Here is a 22,105-nt window from a genome sequence, read left to right on the forward strand (position 1 = left end):
GCATGAAACACACCCCTTACCCGGCGGCCACAGCCGCCACGGCCAGCACAGACACCGCCAAGCCGACCACCGTGCGCTGGCGGATCTTCCTGATCCTGCTGTTGCTGGCAGCGATCAACTACATCGACCGGGCGTCGCTGTCGGTGGCCCTGCCCTTGATTTCTGCCGAGTTCGAACTCACCCCAGCACTTGAAGGGTTGATCCTCAGCGCGTTCTTCTGGTCCTACGCCCTGATGCAGATCCCGGCCGGTGTGCTGCTCGACCGCTTCCAGGTGCGCAACATCATTGGTGTCGCCACCATCGGCTGGGGTGCCTTCCAGGCGCTGGGCGGCTTTGCCCACAACTGGATTACCCTGCTGGTCACCCGCATTGGCCTGGGCGTGGCCGAGTCGCCGATCATGCCGGCGGGCGCCAAACTCAACGGCGCTTGGTTGACCCCCAACGAACGTGGCCGCGGCGCCACCCTGGTCGACGGCGGCGCGCCGCTGGGCACAGCGTTTGGCGCGATCATCATCGCCGGGCTGATCACCTGGTTCGACTCCTGGCGCATCGCCTTCATCATCGCCGGTGTCGGCACCGTCGCAGCAGGCATCTGGGCCTGGTGGTACATCCGCAACCACCCCAGCGAACACCCGCAGGTCAACGCCGCCGAACTGGCCTACATCACCCAAGCCAACGACGCCGCGACCCAGGCCAACGGCAACCGCAAGGCGGTACTCAAAGAGCTGCTGAAAAGCCGCTCGGTGCTGTGCATGTTCGCCGGCTACGCCTGCTACAACAGCGTGTTCTATGGCCTGCTGACCTGGATGCCAAGCTACCTGCACCAAGCCCACAACCTGGACATCAAGGCCATGGGTGGCGCGACGTTCCTAATCTTCATGTGCGGTTTTGTCGGCGAGCTGGTGGGCGGCTGGATCTCGGACAAGTGGAAAGCCAATGGCGGCCAGCCGAACACGGTCATGCGCAGCATGTTCGCAGGCTCCGCTGCCGTCGCCGCGCTGTGCATCCTGCTGGTGGCCTACACCCCAGATGCTGCGCGGGTGATCGCCCTGCTGTGCGTGGCGCTGTTCTTCATCCGCTGGTGCGGCATGTACTGGTGCCTGCCGGCCATTCTCGGCGGTAAATCCAAAGCCGGCGTTCTGGGCGGCAGCATGAACTTCTGCGGCAACATGGTCGGCGTGCTGGTACCGATCCTGATCGGCCTGATCGTGCAGTTCACCGGTTCGTACTTCTTGGCCCTGATCTTCTTCGTGGTCATGGCCTTCGGCCTGATGCTGTTCTCTGGCCTGATCGACTATCGCGAGCGCGGGCTGGCCTGAGCCACGCGCCCTATTGAGGGAACTGTCATGCAACTCATTACAACAACAGGCAGTGAACGCGCTGCCAACGCCGTGATCCGACTCAACCCGCTCGACGACGTGCTCATCGCCCGCCAGGCCTTGCCCGAAGGGTTGCTGCTGGACGAGGGCATCACCGTTCGCCAGCCAATCCCTGCTGGGCACAAGGTGGCGGCGCGCGACATTGCGGCCGGCCAACCGCTGCGCCGCTACGGGCAGATCATCGGCTTTGCCAGCCAGGCCATCACCGCAGGCGAGCATGTGCACGTGCATAACCTGGCAATGGGTGACTTTGCCCGTGACTACGCCTTTGGCGTCGATGCCCGTGGCGCGCAGGCGCCCAACGACGACACTTTCAGGGGTATCGTCCGGGCCGATGGCCGGGTCGCCACGCGCAACTATGTCGGCATCCTCACCTCGGTGAACTGCTCGGCCACCGTGGCCCGGGCAATCGCCGACCATTTTCGCCGTGACATTCACCCCGAAGCGTTGGCGCCGTACCCGAACGTCGACGGCGTGGTGGCCCTGACCCATGGCGTCGGTTGCGCCGTCGACCCCTCTGGCGAGGCCTTGGCCATGCTGCGCCGGACCTTGGGCGGCTATGCCGTGCATGCCAACTTCGCCTCGGTGCTGCTGATCGGCCTGGGTTGCGAAACCAACCAGATCCCTGAGCTGCTCGCCGCCCAAGGGTTGCAAAGCAGCCACACTCTGCGCACCTTCACCATCCAGGGCACCGGTGGCACCAGCAAGACCATCGCCAGCGGCATTGCCCAGGTCAAGGCGTTGCTCGCCGAAGCCAACCAGGTCGAGCGCCAGCCAGTCAGCGTGCGCCACCTTACCGTGGGCCTTCAATGCGGGGGTTCGGACGGCTACTCGGGCATCACCGCCAACCCTGCGCTGGGCAATGCCGTGGACCGGCTGGTAGCCGCAGGCGGTACCGCGATCCTGTCGGAAACCCCCGAAATCTACGGTGCCGAGCACCTGCTGACGCGCCGCGCCGTAAGCCAGCAGGTCGGTGAAAAGCTGATCGCCCGCATCCAGTGGTGGGAAGCCTATTGCCAGCGCATGGGCGCCGAGCTGAACAACAACCCTTCGGCCGGCAACAAGGCCGGTGGCTTGACCACCATCCTGGAAAAATCACTGGGTGCGGTCGCCAAGGCCGGCTCCAGTGACCTGGTGGATGTGTACGAATACGCAGAGCCGGTGCGCGCCCATGGCCTGGTGTTCATGGACACCCCCGGTTATGACCCGATTTCGGCCACTGGCCAAGTCGCCGGGGGGGCCAACTTGATCGCTTTCACCACCGGCCGCGGTTCCGCCTATGGCTGTGCGCCCTCGCCGTCCATCAAGCTGGCGACCAACACGCGGCTGTGGGAAACCCAGGAAGACGACATGGACGTCAACTGCGGCGGCATTGCCGACGGCAGCATGACCATCGAAGAGCGCGGCGAGCACATCTACCAGATGATGCTCCGCATCGCATCGGGGGAGCGCAGCAAGAGCGAACAGCATGGCTACGGGCAGAACGAGTTCGTGCCGTGGCAGATCGGCGCCATTACCTGACTGCTTGCCTTGATGTACCTGCCTTAACGTTTATCGGAGCCCTCATGACCCAGATCCTTGGTCACAATTACATCGGCGGCCAGCGCTCGGCGCAAGGCAATACGCTACTCAAGAGCCTGGATGCCAGCACTGGCGAAGCGCTGCCCGGCGTATTCAGCCAAGCCACCGAAGCTGAAGTGGATGCGGCCGCAACGGCTGCTGCCGCGGCCTTCCCGGCCTACCGCAACCTGCCGGCCGAGCAACGTGCAGTGTTTCTGGAGGCGATTGCCGACGAACTCGATGCACTGGGTGACGCCTTCATCGCCACGGTATGCCGGGAAACGGCCCTGCCCGCCGGCCGAATCCAGGGGGAACGTGCCCGCACCAGCGGCCAGATGCGCCAGTTCGCCACGGTGCTGCGCCGGGGTGATTTTTACGGCGCCCGCATCGACCGCGCGCTGGCACAGCGCCAGCCGCTGCCGCGCCCGGACATACGTCAGTACCGTATCGGGGTGGGCCCGGTTGCCGTGTTCGGGGCCAGCAACTTCCCGCTGGCGTTCTCGACCGCAGGCGGCGATACCGCGTCGGCCCTGGCCGCCGGCTGCCCGGTGGTGTTCAAGGCGCACAGCGGCCACATGGCCACCGCTGAAGGTGTAGCGGATGCCATCTTGCGCGCCGCGACGCGCAGTGGCATGCCGGCGGGCGTCTTCAACATGGTCTACGGTGCGGGCGTCGGCGAGTGGCTGGTCAAGCACCCGGCCATCCAGGCCGTCGGTTTCACCGGCTCGCTCAAGGGCGGTAACGCGCTGATGCGCATGGCTGCGGAGCGGGCACAACCGATCCCAGTGTTTGCCGAGATGTCCAGCATCAACCCGGTGATCCTGCTGCCTGAAGCGCTGGCTCAGCGAGGCGCTGCACTGGCCCGCGAGCTCGCCGCGTCCGTGACCCTGGGCTGTGGCCAGTTCTGCACCAACCCAGGCCTGGTGCTGGGCATGCGCTCTGCTGCATTCAGCCATTTTGTCGAGCACCTGCAAGCACAAATGGCTGCGCAAGGCGCCCAGACCATGCTCAACGCCGGCACCCTGGCCAGCTACCGCCAGTGCCTACAACACTTGCACGCGCACCCCGGCATCACCCACCTGGCCGGCGCCGAGCAAGGCGAGCGGCAGGCGCAGCCGCAACTGTTCAAGGCCGATGTCAGCCTGCTGCTGAACGGCGACCCGCTGCTGCAGGAAGAAGTGTTCGGGCCCACGACCCTGGTCATTGAAGTTGAAGATCAGGCGCAACTCAGCGCCGCCGTGCAAGCCCTGCGCGGGCAACTGACCGCCACGGTCATTGGCGAAGCAGCAGAACTGACAGGCTTCAGCTGGTTGAGTGAATTGCTCCAGGACAAGGTCGGCCGTGTGTTGTTCAACGGCTACCCCACCGGCGTCGAGGTGTGCGATGCGATGGTCCACGGCGGCCCATACCCTGCCACCTCGGACGCCCGCGGCACCTCGGTGGGGTCGCTGGCGATCGATCGCTTCCTGCGGCCAGTGTGCTTCCAGAACTACCCTGATGCGATGCTGCCCCCTGCGTTGCAGAACGCCAATCCACTGGGTATCTGGCGCTTGATCGATGGTGAGGGTAGCCGCTCAAGCTGCTAAAGGGCCGTGTGCCCCCTGTCGAGCCGTCAGGCGCTCGACGGGGGGAAATTTTGAACTCCCCTCACCGCACCCTCTCCCACCTGAAGAGCCCCCGCGATTCTTCAGGACCCCGCCATGGCAAAGCCCCTGCAGGAATACCAGCGCAAACGTGACTTCAATGCCTCGCCCGAGCCGAGCGGTAAACGTGGCCGGGGCCGGAAGCCTCATGCCCTGCAGTTCTGCATCCAGAAGCACGACGCCAGCCACCTGCACTACGACTTCCGGCTGGAGCTCGACGGCACGCTCAAGAGCTGGGCCATCCCCAAGGGCCCGTCGCTGGACCCGAAGGTGCGGCGCTTGGCCGTGCACGTCGAAGATCACCCGCTGGACTACGCCGATTTCGAGGGCAATATCCCCGAAGGCCATTACGGCGCAGGCGACGTGATTGTCTGGGACCGTGGCATTTGGGAGCCTGAAGGTGATGCGCAGCAGGCCTACGCCAAGGGCAAGCTGCGCTTTCGCCTGCAAGGCGAGAAGCTCAACGGCGTCTGGAACCTGTTCCGCACCCACCTGGCGGGCAAAAAAGAGCAATGGATGCTGGTCAAGTCGCACGATGGCGAAGCCCGTAGCGAGGCCGATTACAGCATCGTCGAGGCCCAGCCCGACAGCGTGCTCAGCGAGCGCACCCTGGTCCCCAGGCGTAGCAAGCCTGCCGAAAAAGCGGCGCCGCGTACCCGCAAACGCAAGGCAGGCGCACAGAAGGCCCCGTTACCCGACACGTTGCAACCGCAACTGGCGACGCTGGTCGACTCGCCACCCGCCGGCGACTGGTTGTACGAGGTCAAGTTCGATGGCTACCGGATTCTCGCGCGCATCGACGGCGATGACGTGCGTCTTTTTACCCGCAATGGCCACGACTGGACCGCCAAGCTGCCCCATCAGCGAGATGCACTGCGCACGCTGGGCCTCGACTCGGCCTGGTTGGACGGCGAAATGGTGGTCAATGGCGAACACGGTGTGGCCGACTTCCAGGCCCTGCAGAACGCATTCGATGTCGAGGACGATCAGCACATTCTCTACTACCTGTTCGACCTGCCCTTCCTGGGCGGCGAGGACCTGCGCCAGTTACCGCTGCAAGCGCGGCGCAAAACCCTGCAACAGCTGCTTGAACGGGCCGACTCAGAGTGGCTGAGGTTTTCCGAAAGTTTCGATCAACCGGTCGACTCCCTGCTCGACAGCGCCTGCCGCATGAACCTGGAAGGCCTGATCGGCAAGCGCGCCGACAGCCCTTACACCGGGCGTCGCAGCGCCGACTGGGTCAAGCTCAAGTGCCAGCAGCGCCAGGAGTTCGTGATTGTCGGCTACACCGACCCCAAGGGCAGCCGCAGCGGTTTTGGCGCCTTGCTGCTGGCCGTGCACGACGACAGCGGCGCGCTGCGCTACGCCGGCAAAGTCGGTACAGGGTTCAGTGCTGCCACCCTGGAAACCATTCATGCGCGACTCAAACCGTTGGAAACCCCCAAGCCGATGCTGAGCAAGCCACCGACCGGCGCCGAAGGCCGGGGGGTGCACTGGCTCAAGCCGACGCTGCTGGCCGAAGTCGCCTACGCACAGATGACCCGAGACGGCGTGGTGCGCCATGCGGTGTTCCACGGCCTGCGTGATGACAAACCCGCGACCGCGATCGACCTGGAGCACGCCATGCCTGGCAAGTCCGTGGCCAAAACCAAAGCTCAACACAAGCCCGAGGCGTTTGGCGAATTGCGCCTGACCCACCCTGACCGCGTCATCGACGCCACCCGCGCCACCACCAAACGCCAAGTCGCCGAATACTATGCGCAGGTGAGCCAATGGATCCTGCCCCAGCTGAAAAACCGCCCCGTGGCGCTGGTACGCGCGCCCGATGGCCTCGGTGGTGAGTTGTTCTTCCAGAAAAACGCTGGCCAGCTGCACATCCCCAACGTGGTCAGCTATGACAAGAAACAGGCCGGCCAGGCTGCCATGGTCATCAACCGCGCCGATACCCTGCTGGGCGCGGTGCAGATGAACATGCTCGAACTGCACACCTGGAACGCCACCGACAAGGACTTCGACAAACCGGACCGCTTCGTGCTCGACCTGGACCCGGACCCGGCGCTGCCCTGGAAGGCCATGCTGGAGGCCACGCAGCTGACCTTGACCCTGCTCGACGAACTTGGCCTGAAGGTGTTCCTGAAGACCAGTGGTGGCAAGGGCATTCACATTGTCGTGCCGCTGACCCGAAAAGCGGGCTGGGACGAGGTGAAGGACTTCAGCCATGCGATCGTCGATTACCTGGCCAACCTGTTCCCTGATCGCCTCAGCGCCGTGTCGGGGCCGAAGAACAGGGTCGGGCGCATTTTCATCGACTATCTGCGCAATGGCAAAGGCGCCACCACCGCCTGTGCCTACTCCTTGCGTGCGCGGGAGGGCCTGCCGGTGTCCGTGCCGATCTGGCGTGAAGAGCTGGCCGGGCTCAAGGGAGCCAATCAATGGCACATCGGCAACCTGCACGAGCGCCTGGCCGAGGTGGACGACCCCTGGGCCGACATGGGCAAGACCCGTCAATCGATCACTGCGCGCATGCGCAAACAGCTAGGGCTGGGCTGATGAGCATCATTCAGGACTTTGATTTGAACACCCTCGACCGCCTGTTGCGCACCTTCACCGAACGGCCGCAGGCGCTGAACCTCGATACCCAACTGCCAGCGCTGATGCAGGCGCTGCAGGCCGACCACCTTGACCTGCTGCCCCTGCCCGGCCAGGGCAACACGCTGCGCCGCTGGCAGAGCCTAGCCCGCATTGCTGGCTGTGACATGGCCTTGGCCAAGCTCTACGAAGGCCACACCGATGCCTTGGCGATCTTGGCCGAATGTGGCGCCGCGCACCATGCGCAGGACGGCATCTGGGGTGTATGGGCGGCGGAACCGCCAGATGCCCGCGCACGTATCGTCGAGCGCCAGGGCGAGCAGGTGCGGCTTTCGGGCCGCAAGGCGTGGTGCTCGGGCGCCTTGCAAATCGACCGCGCCCTGATCACGGCATGGGGTGAAGACGACCAACCGCAGCTGGTGGCCATAGAGCTGTCGCACCCCAGCCAAGGCTTGCGTATCGAACAGTGGCAGGCGGTCGGCATGGCCATTACCGCGAGCGTCGAGGTCGAGTTCAACCATACGCCTGGTATCGCCATCGGCCGGCCCGGGCAGTACCTCTCCAGACCCGGTTTTTGGCACGGAGGTGGTGGCATCGCGGCGTGCTGGTACGGCGGCGCCGAGGCCCTGGCGGACTACCTGCGCGAACACTGTCGCAACCCGCGGCCAGACCCGCACGCCGACGCGCACTTGGGGGCTGTGGACGCCGCCTTGTGCGGTGCCAGGGCGGCGCTGCGCGAGTGTGCGGGCTGGATCGACCGCCAGCCGGGCGCAGACGCCTGTTTCGAAGTACGGCGTACCCGCGCACAGGTCGAACAGGCCGTCGAGCACGTGATCCATCACGTGGGGCGCGCCTTGGGCGCCTCGCCGTTTTGCCGCAGCAGCCACTTTGCCCGGTTGAGTGCCGACTTGCCGGTGTTCCTGCGCCAGAGCCACGCCGAGCGTGACCTGGCCGCCCTCGGACAGCAGCTGGCTACCCTGCCGGCAGGAGCCTGGCAACTATGAATTTGATCGAGTCGAGTAGCGGTACCCCCTGGTCGGCCTGGCAGCACGCCGCGCACCTGGCCAGGGCCACCTGGATCGACCCAGGGCAACTGTGCCCGCCTGGCCGCCGGCTTGTAATGATCGCCCCGCACCCGGATGACGAAATTCTTATGGCGGGTGGTTTGCTGGCAGGCTTTCATGGGCGCGAGGACGACCTGGTGTTGGTCTCTGCTACCGATGGCGAAGGCAGCCACCCAGGCTCCAGCCACTGGACCGAGCACCGCTTGCGCAGGCAGCGGCCGCTGGAGAGCCGCCACGCCCTGCAACAGCTCGAACTTGACCTCAACCGGCTGGACTGGCGCAGGTTGCACCTGAAGGACGGCGCGCTGCCGCGGGACGAGGCGTTTCTAGTCAACCACCTGAGCCAGTTGCTCAAGCCTGACGACGTGCTGATGGCGACCTGGCGCAACGACGGCCACTGCGACCACGAGGCGGTGGGCAGGGCCGCCGCGCAAGCGGCAATGGCGCGCAAGGTGCAATTGGTGGAGGTGCCGGTCTGGGCCTGGCACTGGGCGCAACCTGACGACCCTCGCCTGCCCTGGCCACGGGCTCATCGCGTGCAGCTGGATGAAACCCGCCTGGCCCGCAAGCGCAAGGCCTTGGCCGCGCACATCAGCCAACTCGTGCCAGATGAAGGCCAACCGCCCGTGCTGCCAGCGAACTTGCAGGAGTGCCTGCTACAGCCTTTCGAATTGGTGTTCTTGTAAAGGGAGTTGTCATGAGCCTCGACGCACAGTATTTCGCCGACCTGTACGCCAGCAGCGAAGACCCTTGGGCCTTTCGCACCCGCTGGTACGAAAAGCGCAAACGCGAGCTGGTCATGGCCAGCCTGCCCCGCCAATGCTATGAGCGCGTGTTCGAGCCTGCGTGCGCCAATGGCGAGCTGAGTGCCTTGCTGGCCGAGCGGTGTGCAGACTTGTTGTGCCAGGACTTGAACCCAACTGCCGTAGGCCTGGCGCGGGAACGCTTGGCCGGGGTCAGCCACGCCTCGGTCGAACTCGGCAGGCTTCCGGGTGATTGGCCCGGTGGGCGCTTTGACCTGATCGTGCTGAGTGAGTTGGGTTACTACCTTGATCCCACCGATTGGTTGCAAGTGATCGAACAGTCAGCCGCCAGCCTCAGCGACGACGGCGGCCTGCTGGCCTGCCACTGGAAACACCCGATCGCGGGCTGCCCCCAGGACGGGCGTGAAGTGCATCGCATGCTGGGCAAGCATCTGCCGCTGTACCCCGTCTATCGCCATGAAGAAGCGGACTTTCTGCTCGAGTACTGGTCTTGCCAGCCCAGCGTGGTCGACCTTGACGAGACCTGCCCATGATTGCCGTGGTCATACCCGCGCACAACGAAGCGCGCCGCCTGGGTCGTTGCCTCAAGTCCGTGCGGGCGGCTGCAGACCAGGCTGAGTTGGCGGGCTATCGGGTCGAAATACTGGTGGTGCTGGACCGCTGCAGCGATGGTAGTGCGGCGGTTGCCAGGCGGCACCAGGTGCAGACACTGGAAGTGCACGCAGGCAATGTTGGCATGGCGCGCAGTGCCGGCGCGGCACAGATGATCGAACAGGGCGCCAGCTGGCTGGCCTGTACCGATGCCGACAGCCAGGTGCCTCCGCATTGGTTGCTGTCGCAACTGGCGTGTGGTGCGGACGTGGTCTGTGGCACCGTGCATGTGGAGCGCTGGCAGCCCTGGCAGAAAGCCGCGTTGCGCCGGTTGTACCTGAGCCATTACCAGGCGCGAGAGGGGCACCGGCATATCCACGGCGCCAACCTTGGGGTCAGTGCGCAGGCGTATTTGCGTATCGGGGGGTTCCAGCCGTTGCCGGCCCATGAAGACGTACAACTGGTGCGCGACCTGGAGGCGCACGGTGCGCAGATCTCCTGGACGGCACGGCACAGCGTGGCGACCAGTAGCCGACGCGACAGCCGCGCCCGGGAGGGGTTTGGGGATTTCCTGGCGGGCCTTGAAGCCTCCCCCTCCTGAATCGCAGGCTTATAGCGCTCCCACAGGCGTGGGCTGCCGATACATAGATGGAAAGATCAAGAAGCCTTCCGGGTCCGCTTGGTAGGTTTCTTCTTGCCAGTAGCCCCAGCCTTGCCCCCCAAACTGCGCTTGAGCAACTCGGTAAGGTCGATGATGTCGGCACTTTTCTCCGCACTGCCGCCCTCGCCCTTCTCGACCACGCTGATCTTGCCTTTACTGGCCTTCTCTTCCACCAGGTCCATGATCGTCTGGCGGAACGCATCGTGGTATTCATCCGGCTGCCACGGCCCGCTCATGTCCTCCACCAGCCGCTTGGCCATGTCCAGTTCACGCTTGTCTACCTTGGTGTCGGTCACGCTCTTGTCCAGCTCCAGCGTCTCCAGCCCTCGCACTTCCTCTGGCCAGCGCAAGGTGATCATCACCAGTGCATCGTCCAGCGGGCGCAGCAGCGTCAGGTGCTGACGGGTATGCAACACCACCGTGGCCAAGGCCACCTTGCCGGTACTCGCCAGGGTTTCGCGCAGCAGCGCGTAAACCTTGCCGCCACGGCGGTCGGGGGCCAGGTAATACGGGGTATCGAAATGCTGAAGGGGGATTTCGCCAGCATCGACGAACGAGAAAATATCAATGGTCTGGGTGGCTTCAGGCCGGGCCGTGCGGATCTCCTCCTCGCTGATCACCACATAGCGGCCTTTTTCATACTCCACACCTTTGACGATGTGCTCCTTGTCGATTTCCTTGCCTGTGACCTTGTTGACCCGCTTGTACCCGACCGGCTCCATGCTGCGTTTGTCGAGCCAGTCGAAATCCACCCGCTCGGTGCGCACAGCGGTATTGAGCGAGACAGGGATGTGCACCAGCCCAAAGCTGATCGCGCCTTTCCAGATTGCCCTAGCCATCGTTAATCACCTCCCGCCAGGCCCCGCGTCTATCGGGGCTTCTACTGGAAGTGACTGCGGCGCGCCGGGAAGGTTTAGTCAGGCTGCCCTGCGGCGGGCAGCGCCGCTTTTTTAGCTGAACAACACACGCTTGAAGGCTTCGGCGGCCAGGTGCACCTGCACCGACCAGTCGTCTGCCGCGTCGCTGCCGGCATCGTCTGAAATGTACTTGAGGCACACGAACGGAATGCCTTCGTCACGGGCGATCAGGGCCAGCACATAGGCTTCCATGTCGACGATATCGTAAGGTGCCTCGCCGTGACTGACTTCGAAGCTGTCACCACTGCCGCAGGTACCCAGGGCAAGCCCGGGGATTTCCTCGCCGTGTTCCAGCAGCACCGGGATGTCAGACAGCGGCGTCTCGTACCGGGCGAAGCCCAAAGGCGTGACGTCCATGTCGCGCTGCACGAAACGGGTACAGCACACTACCTCGCCCTTGCCATAGCGTTGGCTGCCGGCAGAGCCCAGGTTGACGATCAACTTGGGCTTGCGCTGGGCAATGGCCTTGGTCAGTGCGATGGCGGCATTGACCTTGCCGATGCCGGTGAACACGGTGTTCACATCGGCAAACACAGTGCCCGCCTCTGCCTCGAGGGCGAAGACAAAAAGCGTGTCGGTCGGGGTGATCTGGGGAAATTGCTTGATCAGCATCATGGCGCAGGACGTTCCGAGTGGCTGCAAAGGGCGCGGCCATTTTCGGTCAACCCTGTGTAATTGCAACCCCAGCCGTTGGCAATGCGGCGTTTCCTTGCGTCACCACCTGCTCGACCACGGCCTGTAAAGCGTGTGCTGCGCTTTGCCCATCGGCGTGTGCGCGCGCCAGGCAGTGCAATTGCCGGTCCGCGCTGGTGCCCTCGCGCAGAATGCCGTGGGCATGCTGGAAGGCGCGTTCGGCGTCGACAGTGTCGACCGGAAACTGGCCCTGCAACTGCCCAAGCCAGCCTTGCGCCGTGACCGGCTGCTGCGCATCGGCACCGATGAATTGGCCATGGCGCCCATAGCGCATGGCTCGCCAGTAGTTTTCCTGTGCGACCCAGCGCAGCTCGCGATTGAAGGGGCTACGTTCATGCCTTGGCTGCAGGCTGTGCTCGACCAAGTGACGAAACACGCCGGCAATGCTCAATGCGTCCTCAAGGCAAGGGCAACCATCGCAGATACGCAACTCGACTGTCGGAAAGCGCTGCGAAGGCCTGATCGCCCACCAGAAATCACCCTTTTCTGCCAGTGAGCCGCTCCTTTGCAGCAAGGCTCGGTAGCGCTCGTAGGCGGGCCAATCAGCTAATGGCTCTGGCAGCCCCATGTGCGGCCACTCGCCACAAATGACCCGCCGGTAGCTCATGTAGCCGGTCGCCTGGCCCAGCCATAAGGGTGACGATGTGCTGAGCACCAGTAGCAACGGCAACCAGGGCACCAGGCGATTGATCAGTTGCATGCGATCGCAGTCAGCCGGTACGCCTACGTGCACGTGCAACCCGTTGAGCAGGCTGCGCCGTGCCACATGCCGGTAGTCGTCGAACAGCTGGCGGTAGTGTGCCGAGGCTGCCGGCTTATGCCGTAACCAAGGTGCATTGGGGTGGCTGGCTGCGCCATACAGGCCCATACCCTGCGCCGCCAGCACGTCGGTCAGCCGCTGCCGCGCATGCACGAAAAATTCCCGTGCCTGGTACAGGTTCGAAAACACCGGCGAGGCGACTTCTATCTGGCTGCGGAACATCTCCTGCACAAAGTACGGCCCCACTGCCTCTCGGCAGTGCCTTGCCAGGCTGGGCGCCGGCATCGCTGGGACTTTGCCAGTGGCAAGGTCCACCAACAAATACTCCTCTTCGATGCCGAACGTGCAAGGCCGCGGCATAGGCCTTCAGCCGTTGCGAGTGACAGTGAGCGCTACGGCGGCAATGCGCTCCACCTGTTCATAGCCGGGCTCGGCCAGTTGTTCGCCGAACACATCGGGGTCCATTTCCCGGTAGACCCAAGACCACTCCGGGCCCGCCAGGCGTAAACGAACAGCTTCAAGCAAGGCATCGCGGCCTTCGACGATCGCAACACCGGTGTAGAGCAACAAGGTGCCCCGCGCACTCAAGCGCTCCAGCGCCTGCTCGACGATACGCAGCGACAACGCTTCGCCCAGCGCCCCACCGCCGTGGCGGTAGGTGCGCGTGCTGAGGTCGAGCATATAGGGGGGATTGGCGACAATCAGGTCGAAAGGCCCGGTTATGCCATCGAGCAGGTCACTGGCGGCCACCGACACGTTGTTGATACCCGCCAATGCGGCATTGATGGCGGTGTAGCGTAGCGCAAGCGGATTGATGTCCACCGCGCTGACCTGTGCGTGCTGGGCGGCGCGCGCGATGATCAAGGCGCCCACGCCGGTACCGCAACCGATGTCGACCGCATGCTCCACCCGAGACAAGCGGTGTTTCAGGTGATCGTGGATGACCTGGGCAAAGCGGTAACTGTCGGGGCCGAAGAAAACTGCGTCACTGGCGTGGGTCGGGTAAGCCGAATGGACCAGCAGCAGGTCGTCCAGGCTTGACCAGCGCACCGTGCTGGCCATCAGCTCGCAGCATTGCGTCAGCACCTGCGCGCGCTCCAGCTGGTGTAGTAGGTCAGCAGGCATCAGCGAAGGCGCGAAGGGGCGGCTCCAGCCGAACACGTCGCGCACGTTCGTCGCCTGCCTGGCGGCATCGCGGGCATTGTTGCGGGCATGGGTGGCCGGGCTGACGCAGGTGAAGCGGTAGCCGTCGGCTCGCAGGCATTTGCCTAGTTGCAGCAAGGCCTCATCTGCCTGGCCTTGAACCGAGTCGAGCACCATCAATGGCATCCCTCTTGAATCAGGCCGGTTGCGCGGACGAAGGCTTGAGTAGCCTGCAAACCTTCCGGCAACGCGTGACGGTTACCGGACATCCGCTCCATAAGGGTAGCAAGCGCTTCTGGGGCAATGCTGGCGTTCGGTACTTCGCTCAAAGCTGAAGGTGTATCCCAACTGCCAGGCACGACGCGGCGGGTCGTGGCCTGCCAGTCGTCGGCGATCCAGTCATGCCACAATTGTTTTTCGTACGCCGTGAACACCCCGAACATGGCCGCCGTTGGCCCTTCGATCAGCTTCCACCAGCGGCTGTTCGCCGGGTCCTCGCCGCGGCGAATCCAGCCCTGGGCCTGCAGGGCACTGACAAAGGCCGGGATGGCCCCAGGCTCGGCTAGCCATTGATTAATGGTGCGTTGCTGCAAGCGGCAATGATCGGAGTGCATGAACTGACCATACTGGCGCTTGCACTCCAAAGCCGCGAACAGCTGCGCTTGAAGGTCAAACTGGCTGACCAGGGTGGCAGCCGAGATGCCCAGGTCGTTCAGGCGGTAACCCCGCCGCACCCGCTGATAGAACGCCTGTGGGTCTTCTGCGGGGCACAGTTGGTGCAACGCCTGGATAGACAACTGCGCGTGACCACTGGCAGCGTTGTCGATGGTCACGTGCAACTGGAAGTAGTGGCCATCGATACCCAGCTCCGCCAGCTCGTAGGTGGTGATCAGCAAATGCAGCGGCGGTTGTTCGTAGCCAAGGTTGTAGCCCAGCACTTCGGGCAGAAATTCGTCGCAGTTCTGCCCCAAGGCCAGTTGCACGGCACCTTGCAGATAACGGTCGTCATCCAGTGGCGGGAGTTCCAGGCAGCCGAGGCGGCTGAGCAGCCGTTGGTAGATCAACACATGGTTACAGCGCGGGTCGCCATTGCCCAGCTCTTCCAGGTAGGTGCGGATCAGCCCGTGGTAACGCGGGTCTTGCCAATGCTGCAGCGTGCCGTGCAACCAGGCCCCGTCCACGGCCTTGGTCGGCGCGATTTGCTGGAGGAACCACAACGCATGGGCGCGGTTGCTGAAAAACTGGCGTGGCCCACCTTGATGGCGCTGCTGGAGGTATTCGGCATAGGCCTTGGCCACCTCAGCGGCATGCTGGGCGCTCCAGGCAGGCAGCTGTGAAGGGTTGGCCGGCAGGTCGTCGGGGGACTGCTCGACGCGGGCGATCTGTTCATTAAGCCACGCAGCGCTGGTGGCGTCGTGGCCTTGCAATAGGGTCTGGTACCGGTGCTGCAGGCTATGGCTTGGGGTCATAGACCTTTCATGAGTAACGGTCTTGCAGGTCATCACCGTCATGCCGTGCGCCTCTGAATGCAGTGCCAGGTCGCCCTGGCACTGCGGATCCCTCGGATACAAACGACGGTTACGAACGACCGCCTTTGCGGCTGGTGTCGTGAGGCATGTTGCCCCCCGAAGACTGGCCGCCTTTACGCCCGGCTTCGGACGCTTTTTCACGGTCGTTGGCGAAGTTGCCTGGGTTCTTGCTGCCGCCTTGGCTGCCTTCCTTGCCTTGGGTGCCGGTGCGGCTGTTCTCTTTGTTAGCCATGGTCTTCAAGCCTCGTATGACTTCAGGATGCACGGCACTGGGCCGTACATAGCTTCGGAGTTCGGCGATATCGAGGGATTCGTTTTATTGCCGCACGTTCGGACCGGTGGCGTTAAATAAGGGAAGGTTACGTATTTGGTGCGCCAAGCGACCGCCCGCCTCACTCGGCATCGGGTGCATCGAGCTGCGCCTGGCGGCGACCCAGCCAGGCGCCGGTGCCGGCCCAGCCCAACGCGATCGCCGCGCCAATCAGCATCGCCAGTTGCGGGTGCTCCCCCAGCACATCCAGTGCCCGCTTGAGCCAGCCGCTGAGGGCGTCACCGCCGCGGTAGACCACGGTGTCGATGAAGTTCTTGGCTTTGTACTTGTCCTCTGTCGACAAAACGGTGAAGAGCATCTCCCGTCCCGGCCGGACCAGCGCATATTCACCGGCCCGGCGCACCACCATCACCACCACGAAGGCGGCGAACACCGGGGCCACTGCCAGCCAGGCAAAGCCTGCGGCCATGATCAACGGCACCGCCACCAGCAATATGCCCACGCCCATCCTTCGCGCTAGCCGCCCCGTCAGAAACACCTGCGTGAGAATCGCCAAGGCCTGGACCACGGTGTCGATCAGGCCGAATACCTGGGTTTGCCGGGTGCGGTCGGTGAAGGTCTCGCTGACGATACGCGCCTGTTCGAAGTACAGGAACGTGCTGACACTGGCCAGCAGCACCACGAACAGCGCGATGCCCAACAGGTAAGGAGCGCGCAGCACGGCGGTAGCCCCCGCGAATGGGTTGCCACCCAACGGCTTGGACGTCGAGCGCTGCAGATGAACTGGCAGCGGATGACGGTCTCGCCAGCGCTGCAAAAACAAAGCAGCGCCGGTGCTGCCTAGCAAACATAGCCCGGCCAGTACTAACAGGCCTGCATGCCCCAGCGGGCCCACCAGCAAGGTACCCAGGATCGGCCCGCAGAGGCCGCCCAGGCTGGCACCTGATGCCAGCAGGCCAAACAACCGTTTGCCTTGTTCGGTGGCAAACAGGTCGGCAAGCACGCTCCAGGCCAGTGAAATGGTCAGCAAGTTGAACACCGACAGCCAGATATAGAACGCGCGCGCAGTCCATACATCGTCCGGGGCCCGGGCAAACAGCACCGCGAACAGCAACAGGTTGCTGGTGAAGAACCCGTAGGTCCAGGGCAGGATGTGCCGCCGCCGCACCTTGGATGCCAGCCAGCCGAACAGCGGCAGGCATGCCAGGGTGGCGACGAAGGTGCCAGTGAACAGCCACTGCAGGTTATCCACGCCACCGGCCACACCCATGGTCTCGCGCACCGGGCGCAGCATGAAGTAGCCGGTGAACAGCAAGTAGAACAACAACAGGCCGGCAACCACCGCCGGCCCTTCGCCCGGTTGTATGTTCAGCCCTTGGTCCAGACGCCGCCGCCAGCCTTGCATGGTGTCAGCCGAACTGTTTGATCAGCGCCTGTTGCTGCGCCTGGCTGAGCAATGGCGTATGCCCGGCCTTGAGCTGATCGAGCTGGCGATCAGGGCGGCTGGTGGCGGGAATGACCGTGGTCACTGCCGGGTGGCTGATGGCGAACTTCAGAAACAGCTGTGCCCAGCTGCCGATACCTACTTCCGACGCCCAGCCAGGCAACGGTTGATCCTTGACCCGGGCAAACAGCCGGCCGTCATCGAACGCCCGGTTGATCAGCACCGCGACGCCCTTGTCTTGGCACAATGGCAGCAGCTCACGCGCGGCCTGTGGGGCGTTGACCGAGTAGTTGATCTGAATGAAGTCGAGCGGTTCGCTACGTACGATCCTGGCCACTTCATCCTGGCCGCTGTTCAGGTAATGGGTGATGCCGACGTAGCGGGTCTTGCCCTGCTGCTTGAGTTCACGGGCGTAGGGCAGTTGGGTCTGCCAATCGCGCAGGTTGTGGATCTGCAGCAAGTCGACTTTGTCGGTGCGCAAGCTGCGCAGGCTGCCTTGCCACTGCGCTTGTGCGTCGGCCTGGCTGTCGGCGGCGATCTTGGTGGCTAGAAAGCACTGCTTGTGCCAGCCCCCCTCTTCCAGCAACTGGCCCAGAATGCTGTCGGCCCCTCCGTAGTTAGGCGAGGTGTCGATGACCCTGCCGCCACCTTCGAAGAAGGCCTTGAGCACCGCGCCGAGCTGTTGGTACTGAGGCGAGCCGGCCTCGACCTCGAAACTGCCAGAGGTACCGGCACCGATGACCGGCAAGGCCTCGCCGGTGGAAGGGATAGTGCGCGTCAGCAGGCCACTCGCCGCCCCTGCGTGCAGCCAAGGGCTTGCGGCCAGCAACCCCAAGGCTGCACCGGCGCGTAGGACATCACGACGTGCATACATGGAAAAGCCCCCGTCATGAACCGGAAACTTTCAAGGCTAGCCGCTCTACCCCGCCTCGGCGAGTGATTCTGTATCTGGATGTTAGCGATCAGGCCTGCAACAGCAGGCGCAGGTCCAGGCCGGTTTCACCCATCGGCGGGCACCAGTAATAACCACCGGTCAGTGGCCGGCTGAAGCGGTAGAGGCCGTCGATGATGCCGTCTTCCAGGCCGCTCATGCGCCGCAGTTGCACTTCGAAGGCATCGAAGCTGTGGCCCAGCGCCACGAAGGCAAGGCCAGCACCACGGGCGTCAGCCCAGGCGACCGAGCGACGGACCATGAACGCCTCAGGTTCGAAGCTTTCCTGGGCGGTGCGTTTGACGTGCGCGGACGCCGGGGCGTCGTCAAGCTCTTCGTTGTCGCTGAGGCGGCGGCCGATGATGTTGTCCTGGTCCGCCTGGGGCAGCGACTTGAAGTACTCCAAGTCATGCTTCCACAGTTGGAACGCGGCAAAGCTGGAACCGTTGAGGCCAGGGGGCGCGTCGTCAACGATGGCGGCTTGCACGGCGTCTTCGTCCACCGGGTTCTCGGTGCCGTCTTCATAGCCGGTCAGGTCGTGGCCACCCCGGTGCAAAAAGCCATCGACGCTGTCTGCCAGGCGCAACGCCGGTGCCAGCGCGTGTTCCAGGGCCTGGGCCCGCAGCAGCAGGTCGCCACGCTCGTTACCCCGCAGCCACAGCCACAAGGCGTGCTGGGTGCTGGGGTTCTCCACGGCGGCGTCCAGCAGCGGGAAGGCACGCAAACCCGGCACGTCACGGCCCAGGGCCTTGGCCAGGGTCGCGCCGACGCCCAGGATCAACTGTTGGCCGTCGACCTGCGGCAGCAAGGCGTCGAGTGCGGCGGGCAGCGCTTCGGGCGAGTGCAGCGTGAAGAACAGGTGGCGGGCATGGGCCGGCACCGGCGTGGCAAGCAGACCTTGCTGAAACGGCATGACAGGCTAATCCTCGGTAAAAGCGCGCATGCTACTGCGCCGGGACGCCCATCGCAACGCGGCATGCAGACGCTGCGCACGGTGCACTCGGTAACAAAAGGTTACCAAGAGGTGGCGCTTTGCAATTAGCTATCAATGCAGTGCCACCTACACTCCTCGGAATCCTTTGTGCGACTCCCTGATCCGAGAGCCCCTTCATGACTGCCTCGCCCCTGCTCACTGCATTTCTGCCCCTGGCCCTGGGCATCATCATGCTCGGCCTTGGGCTGTCGCTGACCCTGGCCGATTTCGCCCGTGTGGTGAAGTACCCCAAGCCTGTGGTGATTGGCCTGGTCTGCCAGATCCTGTTGCTGCCGCTGGTGTGCTTCCTGATCGCCAACGGCTTTGGCCTGGAGTCCGCCCTGGCGGTGGGGCTGATGCTGCTGGCGGCCTCGCCGGGGGGGACCACGGCCAATCTATTCAGCCACCTGGCCCACGGCGATGTGGCATTGAACATCACCTTGACGGCGGTCAACTCGTTGATTGCGATCCTCACCATGCCGCTGCTGGTGAACCTGTCGCTAGGCTGGTTCATGGCCTCGGACCAGGCCATCCCGCTGCAGTTTGCCAAGGTGTTGCAGGTGTTCGCGATTGTCCTGCTGCCGGTGGCGCTGGGCATGTTGATCCGCCACTTTGCCCCGCGCTTTGCCGCACGCATGGAAAAACCGATGAAGCTGGTGGCGGCGCTGTTTCTGGCCTTCACCATCATCCTCGCGCTGGCCAAGGACTGGCAGACGGTGGTCGAGTACGCCCCCGTGGTAGGCCTGGCTGCCCTGTTGTTCAACGTACTGAGCCTGGCCGTAGGCTACTGGGTGCCCCGGCTGTTGAAGATTCCCAAGCGCCAGGCCATCGCCATCGGCATGGAAATCGGCATCCACAACGGTACCCTGGCGATCGCGCTGGCCTTGAGCCCTTCGTTGCTGAACAACGCCACCATGGCCGTGCCGGCGGCGCTTTACAGCCTGATCATGTTCTTCACGGCGGCAGGGTTTGGCTGGTGGGTGAGCCGCGGGCACGTGGCAGAAACCGTTGAGGCTGAGGGCAACGCGGTCAACTGACCGCAGTGACGGTCAGGGCCGCTCGCGTCGGTCGCGCAACTGGCGCTTGAGCACCGCAAGGGGCGGAGCGTAGAAAAAGCCGAACGACACGCTGCCTTGCCGGCCTTTGACCGCATGGTGAAGCCGATGGGCGCGATGCAGGCGCTTGAGGTAGCGGCTGACTGGCCGCGGCTTTTTCGGCCAGTGGCGATGAAAGAAGCCGTCGTGGGCCAGCACATACAACAGGCCGTACCCCGCCACGCCCCCACCCACCCACTGCAAGGGGGCGTACCCGGCTTTACCCAGCGCCACCAGGCCGGCGGCGATCAGCCCCAGCGCAAGCAGGTAAATGTCATTGGTCTCGAGCATACCCAGGTGTGGCTCATGATGCGAGCGGTGCAGCCACCAGCCCCAGCCATGCATGATGTACTTGTGCGCCAGTGTGCCGACACCCTCCATGGCCACCAGTGTGCCGAGCAGCACGGCGAGATTGAACAGCATGTAACGGGTCCGGGTGATCGCAAGGGAAGGCGCAAGGTTACCGACTACCCGCCTATTTTTCCATGCAGGCGTGACGGGCTGTAGGCACTTTCCTGATGAAGCCCTTGTCATGTTTTTACCCTTGACCTCGCCTATCTCGGGGCGTAAGGTCCGCGACGCAATTTCGCATCCCCCAAACAGGAGTCCTGCATTGGACAGTAGCCCCAGTCGCTTGCGACAGGCCCACTTGGCGAGCTAGTCCGGCAGTGCCCTGCCACTGTCTCGCCGTCATGGCTTGATGGTGGATTTCTTCAGCCCCCGTGGCTGCAGCTTCCTCTTTTCTTCCCTTCTGTGGTCCTGCGCATTTTCTGGTTATTCAACCACGCCAACACCCGATGGCGTTCATGCGGGCGTGTGCCCGTGGAAGAGGTTTGCTATGGATTGGAAAGTCTTTCTGCTGCGCGTCAGCATCGCCCTGCTGCTGGGTGCCCTGATCGGCGCCGAGCGTCAACTGCGTCAACGCCTCACTGGCTTGCGTACCAATGCGCTGGTCAGTACCGGCGCTTGCCTGTTCGTACTGATGACCCAGGCCGTACCGGGCATGGCCCCTAACGATGCCTCGCGCGTGGCCGCTTATGTGGTGTCGGGGATCGGCTTTCTCGGGGGCGGCGTGATCATGCGCGACGGTTTCAACGTGCGCGGCCTGAACACTGCCGCCACGCTGTGGTGCACGGCGGCCGTCGGCGTATTGTGCAGCCTTGGGCTGCTGCTGGAAGCGACACTGGGCAGCCTGGCCGTGTTGTGCGCCAACATCCTGCTGCGCGACATCGCCCAGCGCCTGGACCGCCAGGACATTGTCCCGGCCACTGAAGTGGAGCAGCGTTTCGAAGTGCGGGTTGTGTGCCGTGCCGAGGATGAAATCCAGGTTCGCAGCCTGATGCTGCACAGCCTCGGCGACCCGGAGCTGCGCCTGCAATCGCTGCATAGCGAGGACTTGCCCAACCCGACCCGCCTCGAAGTACGCGCCGAACTGCTGGGCAACCCGCAGGCACCGGCGCAGCTGGAACGGCTGGTCAGCCGGGTGAGCCTGGAAAAAGGTGTAAGCTCGGTGCGCTGGCAGTTGCAGCCGCAAGAGGTGGCGGCAGACTGACGCCCACCCATCCCAAGGTTTGCAGGACCCGACTGTGCACATACGCCCTACCCTCACCCGCGATATCCCCTGGCTGGCCGAGGTCGAGCGTTCAGCCGCCCAGGCTTTCGCCCAACTGCCGGCGCTGGCGTGGCTGGCACAAGGCGAAGTACTGGACAGCACAGCGCATCAAGGATTCGTCGATGCAGGCGCAAGCTGGCTGGCGGAGGGTGACGCCGGGCAGATCCTAGGCTTTGTGTGCGCACGGCGGGAGCATCAGGCATTGCACATTCATGAAATTTCCGTGCGCCGGGAGGCTCAAGGGCAAGGGATCGGGCGCCTGCTGCTGAATCAACTGGTCGATGCGGCGCAAGCCGCCGGCGTTCGAGAACTGACCTTGACCACCTTTGTCGACGTGCCCTGGAATGCACCTTTCTATGCACGCTATGGGTTCGAGGCTATTGATGAAGGCCTGTTGTGCACGCGGCTGCGGGACATTCTGGCCAACGAGCATGCCCATGGGCTTGTCGGGCGTTGTGCAATGCGCATGAGCATCGATTGAACAGCG

Annotated in this window: 20 protein-coding genes and 1 pseudogene; 11 read left to right on the plus strand and 10 right to left on the minus strand. The window is 64.0% G+C overall.

Annotation, left to right across the window (positions count from 1 at the left end; genetic code table 11):
• The first annotated feature begins 2 nt into the window (after nucleotides 1–2).
• The 8 genes from QOS90_RS14495 (at nucleotide 3) to QOS90_RS14530 (ending at nucleotide 10,191) form a co-directional block, all read left to right on the plus strand.
• Nucleotides 3–1,319 carry an MFS transporter gene (locus QOS90_RS14495; RefSeq protein ID WP_172960359.1) on the plus strand — a complete coding sequence of 439 codons (1,317 nt, stop codon included), beginning with the start codon at nucleotides 3–5 and terminating at the stop codon, nucleotides 1,317–1,319.
• Between the two features lie 27 nt (nucleotides 1,320–1,346).
• Nucleotides 1,347–2,900, plus strand: coding sequence for a UxaA family hydrolase (locus QOS90_RS14500; RefSeq protein ID WP_085272836.1), 1,554 nt, complete (start codon nucleotides 1,347–1,349; stop codon nucleotides 2,898–2,900).
• A 44-nt stretch (nucleotides 2,901–2,944) separates the two neighbouring features.
• Complete coding sequence (locus QOS90_RS14505) at nucleotides 2,945–4,525, plus strand: aldehyde dehydrogenase (NADP(+)) (RefSeq protein WP_085272835.1); 1,581 nt, start codon at nucleotides 2,945–2,947, stop codon at nucleotides 4,523–4,525.
• 114 nt (nucleotides 4,526–4,639) lie between these two features.
• A complete protein-coding gene (gene ligD / locus QOS90_RS14510) occupies nucleotides 4,640–7,132 on the plus strand; it encodes a DNA ligase D (RefSeq protein WP_085272834.1) in 2,493 nt (830 codons plus the stop codon).
• A complete protein-coding gene (locus tag QOS90_RS14515) occupies nucleotides 7,132–8,175 on the plus strand; it encodes an acyl-CoA dehydrogenase family protein (RefSeq protein ID WP_027593210.1) in 1,044 nt (347 codons plus the stop codon). Before ligD ends, QOS90_RS14515 begins: the two co-directional genes overlap by 1 nt.
• Complete coding sequence (locus QOS90_RS14520; protein ID WP_033694007.1) at nucleotides 8,172–8,921, plus strand: PIG-L deacetylase family protein; 750 nt, start codon at nucleotides 8,172–8,174, stop codon at nucleotides 8,919–8,921. Before QOS90_RS14515 ends, QOS90_RS14520 begins: the two co-directional genes overlap by 4 nt.
• A gap of 11 nt (nucleotides 8,922–8,932) precedes the next feature.
• A complete protein-coding gene (locus QOS90_RS14525) occupies nucleotides 8,933–9,532 on the plus strand; it encodes a class I SAM-dependent methyltransferase (protein ID WP_085272833.1) in 600 nt (199 codons plus the stop codon).
• Nucleotides 9,529–10,191, plus strand: coding sequence for a glycosyltransferase family 2 protein (locus QOS90_RS14530; RefSeq protein WP_027593207.1), 663 nt, complete (start codon nucleotides 9,529–9,531; stop codon nucleotides 10,189–10,191). The genes QOS90_RS14525 and QOS90_RS14530 overlap by 4 nt, the downstream gene beginning before the upstream one ends.
• Before the next feature lie 56 nt (nucleotides 10,192–10,247).
• Here the strand turns inward: QOS90_RS14530 and ku are convergent, their stop codons facing one another.
• The 9 genes and pseudogenes from ku to QOS90_RS14575 all read right to left on the minus strand — a co-directional run bounded on the left by ku (nucleotide 10,248) and on the right by QOS90_RS14575 (nucleotide 18,852).
• Entirely contained in the window at nucleotides 10,248–11,090 is an 843-nt protein-coding gene (gene ku, locus QOS90_RS14535; protein WP_027593206.1) for a non-homologous end joining protein Ku, read from the minus strand.
• Nucleotides 11,091–11,201: 111 nt separating this feature from the next.
• Nucleotides 11,202–11,783, minus strand: coding sequence for a phosphorylase family protein (locus QOS90_RS14540; RefSeq protein ID WP_027593205.1), 582 nt, complete (start codon nucleotides 11,781–11,783; stop codon nucleotides 11,202–11,204).
• A gap of 46 nt (nucleotides 11,784–11,829) precedes the next feature.
• Nucleotides 11,830–12,981, minus strand: coding sequence for a carboxylate-amine ligase (locus QOS90_RS14545; RefSeq protein WP_085272832.1), 1,152 nt, complete (start codon nucleotides 12,979–12,981; stop codon nucleotides 11,830–11,832).
• 6 nt (nucleotides 12,982–12,987) lie between these two features.
• The gene (locus tag QOS90_RS14550) at nucleotides 12,988–13,941 is read right to left on the minus strand and encodes a methyltransferase (protein ID WP_085272831.1); all 954 of its coding nucleotides are present in this window, start codon (nucleotides 13,939–13,941) and stop codon (nucleotides 12,988–12,990) included.
• Nucleotides 13,941–15,275, minus strand: a complete 1,335-nt coding sequence (locus QOS90_RS14555; protein ID WP_085272830.1) for an iron-containing redox enzyme family protein — start codon at nucleotides 15,273–15,275, stop codon at nucleotides 13,941–13,943. The genes QOS90_RS14550 and QOS90_RS14555 overlap by 1 nt, the downstream gene beginning before the upstream one ends.
• Nucleotides 15,276–15,342: 67 nt before the next feature.
• Nucleotides 15,343–15,462, minus strand: a pseudogene (locus QOS90_RS14560) (con-10 family general stress protein); the annotation flags it as partial.
• 223 nt (nucleotides 15,463–15,685) lie between these two features.
• Nucleotides 15,686–16,969 (minus strand): NTP/NDP exchange transporter, encoded by a 1,284-nt coding sequence (locus QOS90_RS14565; protein WP_085272829.1) that lies wholly within the window; start codon nucleotides 16,967–16,969, stop codon nucleotides 15,686–15,688.
• Nucleotides 16,970–16,973: 4 nt separating this feature from the next.
• Nucleotides 16,974–17,882, minus strand: a complete 909-nt coding sequence (locus QOS90_RS14570) for an aldo/keto reductase (protein ID WP_085272828.1) — start codon at nucleotides 17,880–17,882, stop codon at nucleotides 16,974–16,976.
• 88 nt (nucleotides 17,883–17,970) lie between these two features.
• Nucleotides 17,971–18,852, minus strand: a complete 882-nt coding sequence (locus tag QOS90_RS14575) for a Dyp-type peroxidase (protein ID WP_085272827.1) — start codon at nucleotides 18,850–18,852, stop codon at nucleotides 17,971–17,973.
• Nucleotides 18,853–19,049: 197 nt separating this feature from the next.
• Between QOS90_RS14575 and QOS90_RS14580 the strand changes: the two genes are divergently transcribed.
• A complete protein-coding gene (locus tag QOS90_RS14580; protein WP_027593198.1) occupies nucleotides 19,050–19,949 on the plus strand; it encodes a bile acid:sodium symporter family protein in 900 nt (299 codons plus the stop codon).
• 12 nt (nucleotides 19,950–19,961) lie between these two features.
• On the opposite strand, the gene QOS90_RS14585 is transcribed toward QOS90_RS14580, so the two are convergent.
• Nucleotides 19,962–20,429, minus strand: coding sequence for a sterol desaturase family protein (locus QOS90_RS14585; protein ID WP_027593197.1), 468 nt, complete (start codon nucleotides 20,427–20,429; stop codon nucleotides 19,962–19,964).
• 415 nt (nucleotides 20,430–20,844) lie between these two features.
• On the opposite strand from QOS90_RS14585, the gene QOS90_RS14590 reads away from it, so the two are divergent.
• Both QOS90_RS14590 and QOS90_RS14595 read left to right on the plus strand, forming a co-directional pair.
• Entirely contained in the window at nucleotides 20,845–21,558 is a 714-nt protein-coding gene (locus QOS90_RS14590; protein WP_085272826.1) for an MgtC/SapB family protein, read from the plus strand.
• 34 nt (nucleotides 21,559–21,592) lie between these two features.
• On the plus strand, nucleotides 21,593–22,099 hold the full coding sequence (locus tag QOS90_RS14595) for a GNAT family N-acetyltransferase (protein WP_085272825.1): 507 nt from the start codon (nucleotides 21,593–21,595) through the stop codon (nucleotides 22,097–22,099).
• The last annotated feature ends 6 nt before the right edge of the window (nucleotides 22,100–22,105 follow it).

This window comes from Pseudomonas sp. LAIL14HWK12:I10, assembly GCF_900184205.1.
In the GTDB taxonomy this organism is placed as follows: domain Bacteria; phylum Pseudomonadota; class Gammaproteobacteria; order Pseudomonadales; family Pseudomonadaceae; genus Aquipseudomonas; species Aquipseudomonas kermanshahensis.

Coding starts and splice junctions, on each gene's coding strand:
- QOS90_RS14495 (WP_172960359.1), top strand. CDS start 3: ATGAAACACACCCCTTACCCGGCGGCCACAGCCGCCACGGCCAGCACA.
- QOS90_RS14500 (WP_085272836.1), top strand. CDS start 1,347: ATGCAACTCATTACAACAACAGGCAGTGAACGCGCTGCCAACGCCGTG.
- QOS90_RS14505 (WP_085272835.1), top strand. CDS start 2,945: ATGACCCAGATCCTTGGTCACAATTACATCGGCGGCCAGCGCTCGGCG.
- ligD (WP_085272834.1), top strand. CDS start 4,640: ATGGCAAAGCCCCTGCAGGAATACCAGCGCAAACGTGACTTCAATGCC.
- QOS90_RS14515 (WP_027593210.1), top strand. CDS start 7,132: ATGAGCATCATTCAGGACTTTGATTTGAACACCCTCGACCGCCTGTTG.
- QOS90_RS14520 (WP_033694007.1), top strand. CDS start 8,172: ATGAATTTGATCGAGTCGAGTAGCGGTACCCCCTGGTCGGCCTGGCAG.
- QOS90_RS14525 (WP_085272833.1), top strand. CDS start 8,933: ATGAGCCTCGACGCACAGTATTTCGCCGACCTGTACGCCAGCAGCGAA.
- QOS90_RS14530 (WP_027593207.1), top strand. CDS start 9,529: ATGATTGCCGTGGTCATACCCGCGCACAACGAAGCGCGCCGCCTGGGT.
- ku (WP_027593206.1), bottom strand. CDS start 11,090: ATGGCTAGGGCAATCTGGAAAGGCGCGATCAGCTTTGGGCTGGTGCAC.
- QOS90_RS14540 (WP_027593205.1), bottom strand. CDS start 11,783: ATGATGCTGATCAAGCAATTTCCCCAGATCACCCCGACCGACACGCTT.
- QOS90_RS14545 (WP_085272832.1), bottom strand. CDS start 12,981: ATGCCGCGGCCTTGCACGTTCGGCATCGAAGAGGAGTATTTGTTGGTG.
- QOS90_RS14550 (WP_085272831.1), bottom strand. CDS start 13,941: ATGGTGCTCGACTCGGTTCAAGGCCAGGCAGATGAGGCCTTGCTGCAA.
- QOS90_RS14555 (WP_085272830.1), bottom strand. CDS start 15,275: ATGACGGTGATGACCTGCAAGACCGTTACTCATGAAAGGTCTATGACC.
- QOS90_RS14565 (WP_085272829.1), bottom strand. CDS start 16,969: ATGCAAGGCTGGCGGCGGCGTCTGGACCAAGGGCTGAACATACAACCG.
- QOS90_RS14570 (WP_085272828.1), bottom strand. CDS start 17,882: ATGTATGCACGTCGTGATGTCCTACGCGCCGGTGCAGCCTTGGGGTTG.
- QOS90_RS14575 (WP_085272827.1), bottom strand. CDS start 18,852: ATGCCGTTTCAGCAAGGTCTGCTTGCCACGCCGGTGCCGGCCCATGCC.
- QOS90_RS14580 (WP_027593198.1), top strand. CDS start 19,050: ATGACTGCCTCGCCCCTGCTCACTGCATTTCTGCCCCTGGCCCTGGGC.
- QOS90_RS14585 (WP_027593197.1), bottom strand. CDS start 20,429: ATGCTGTTCAATCTCGCCGTGCTGCTCGGCACACTGGTGGCCATGGAG.
- QOS90_RS14590 (WP_085272826.1), top strand. CDS start 20,845: ATGGATTGGAAAGTCTTTCTGCTGCGCGTCAGCATCGCCCTGCTGCTG.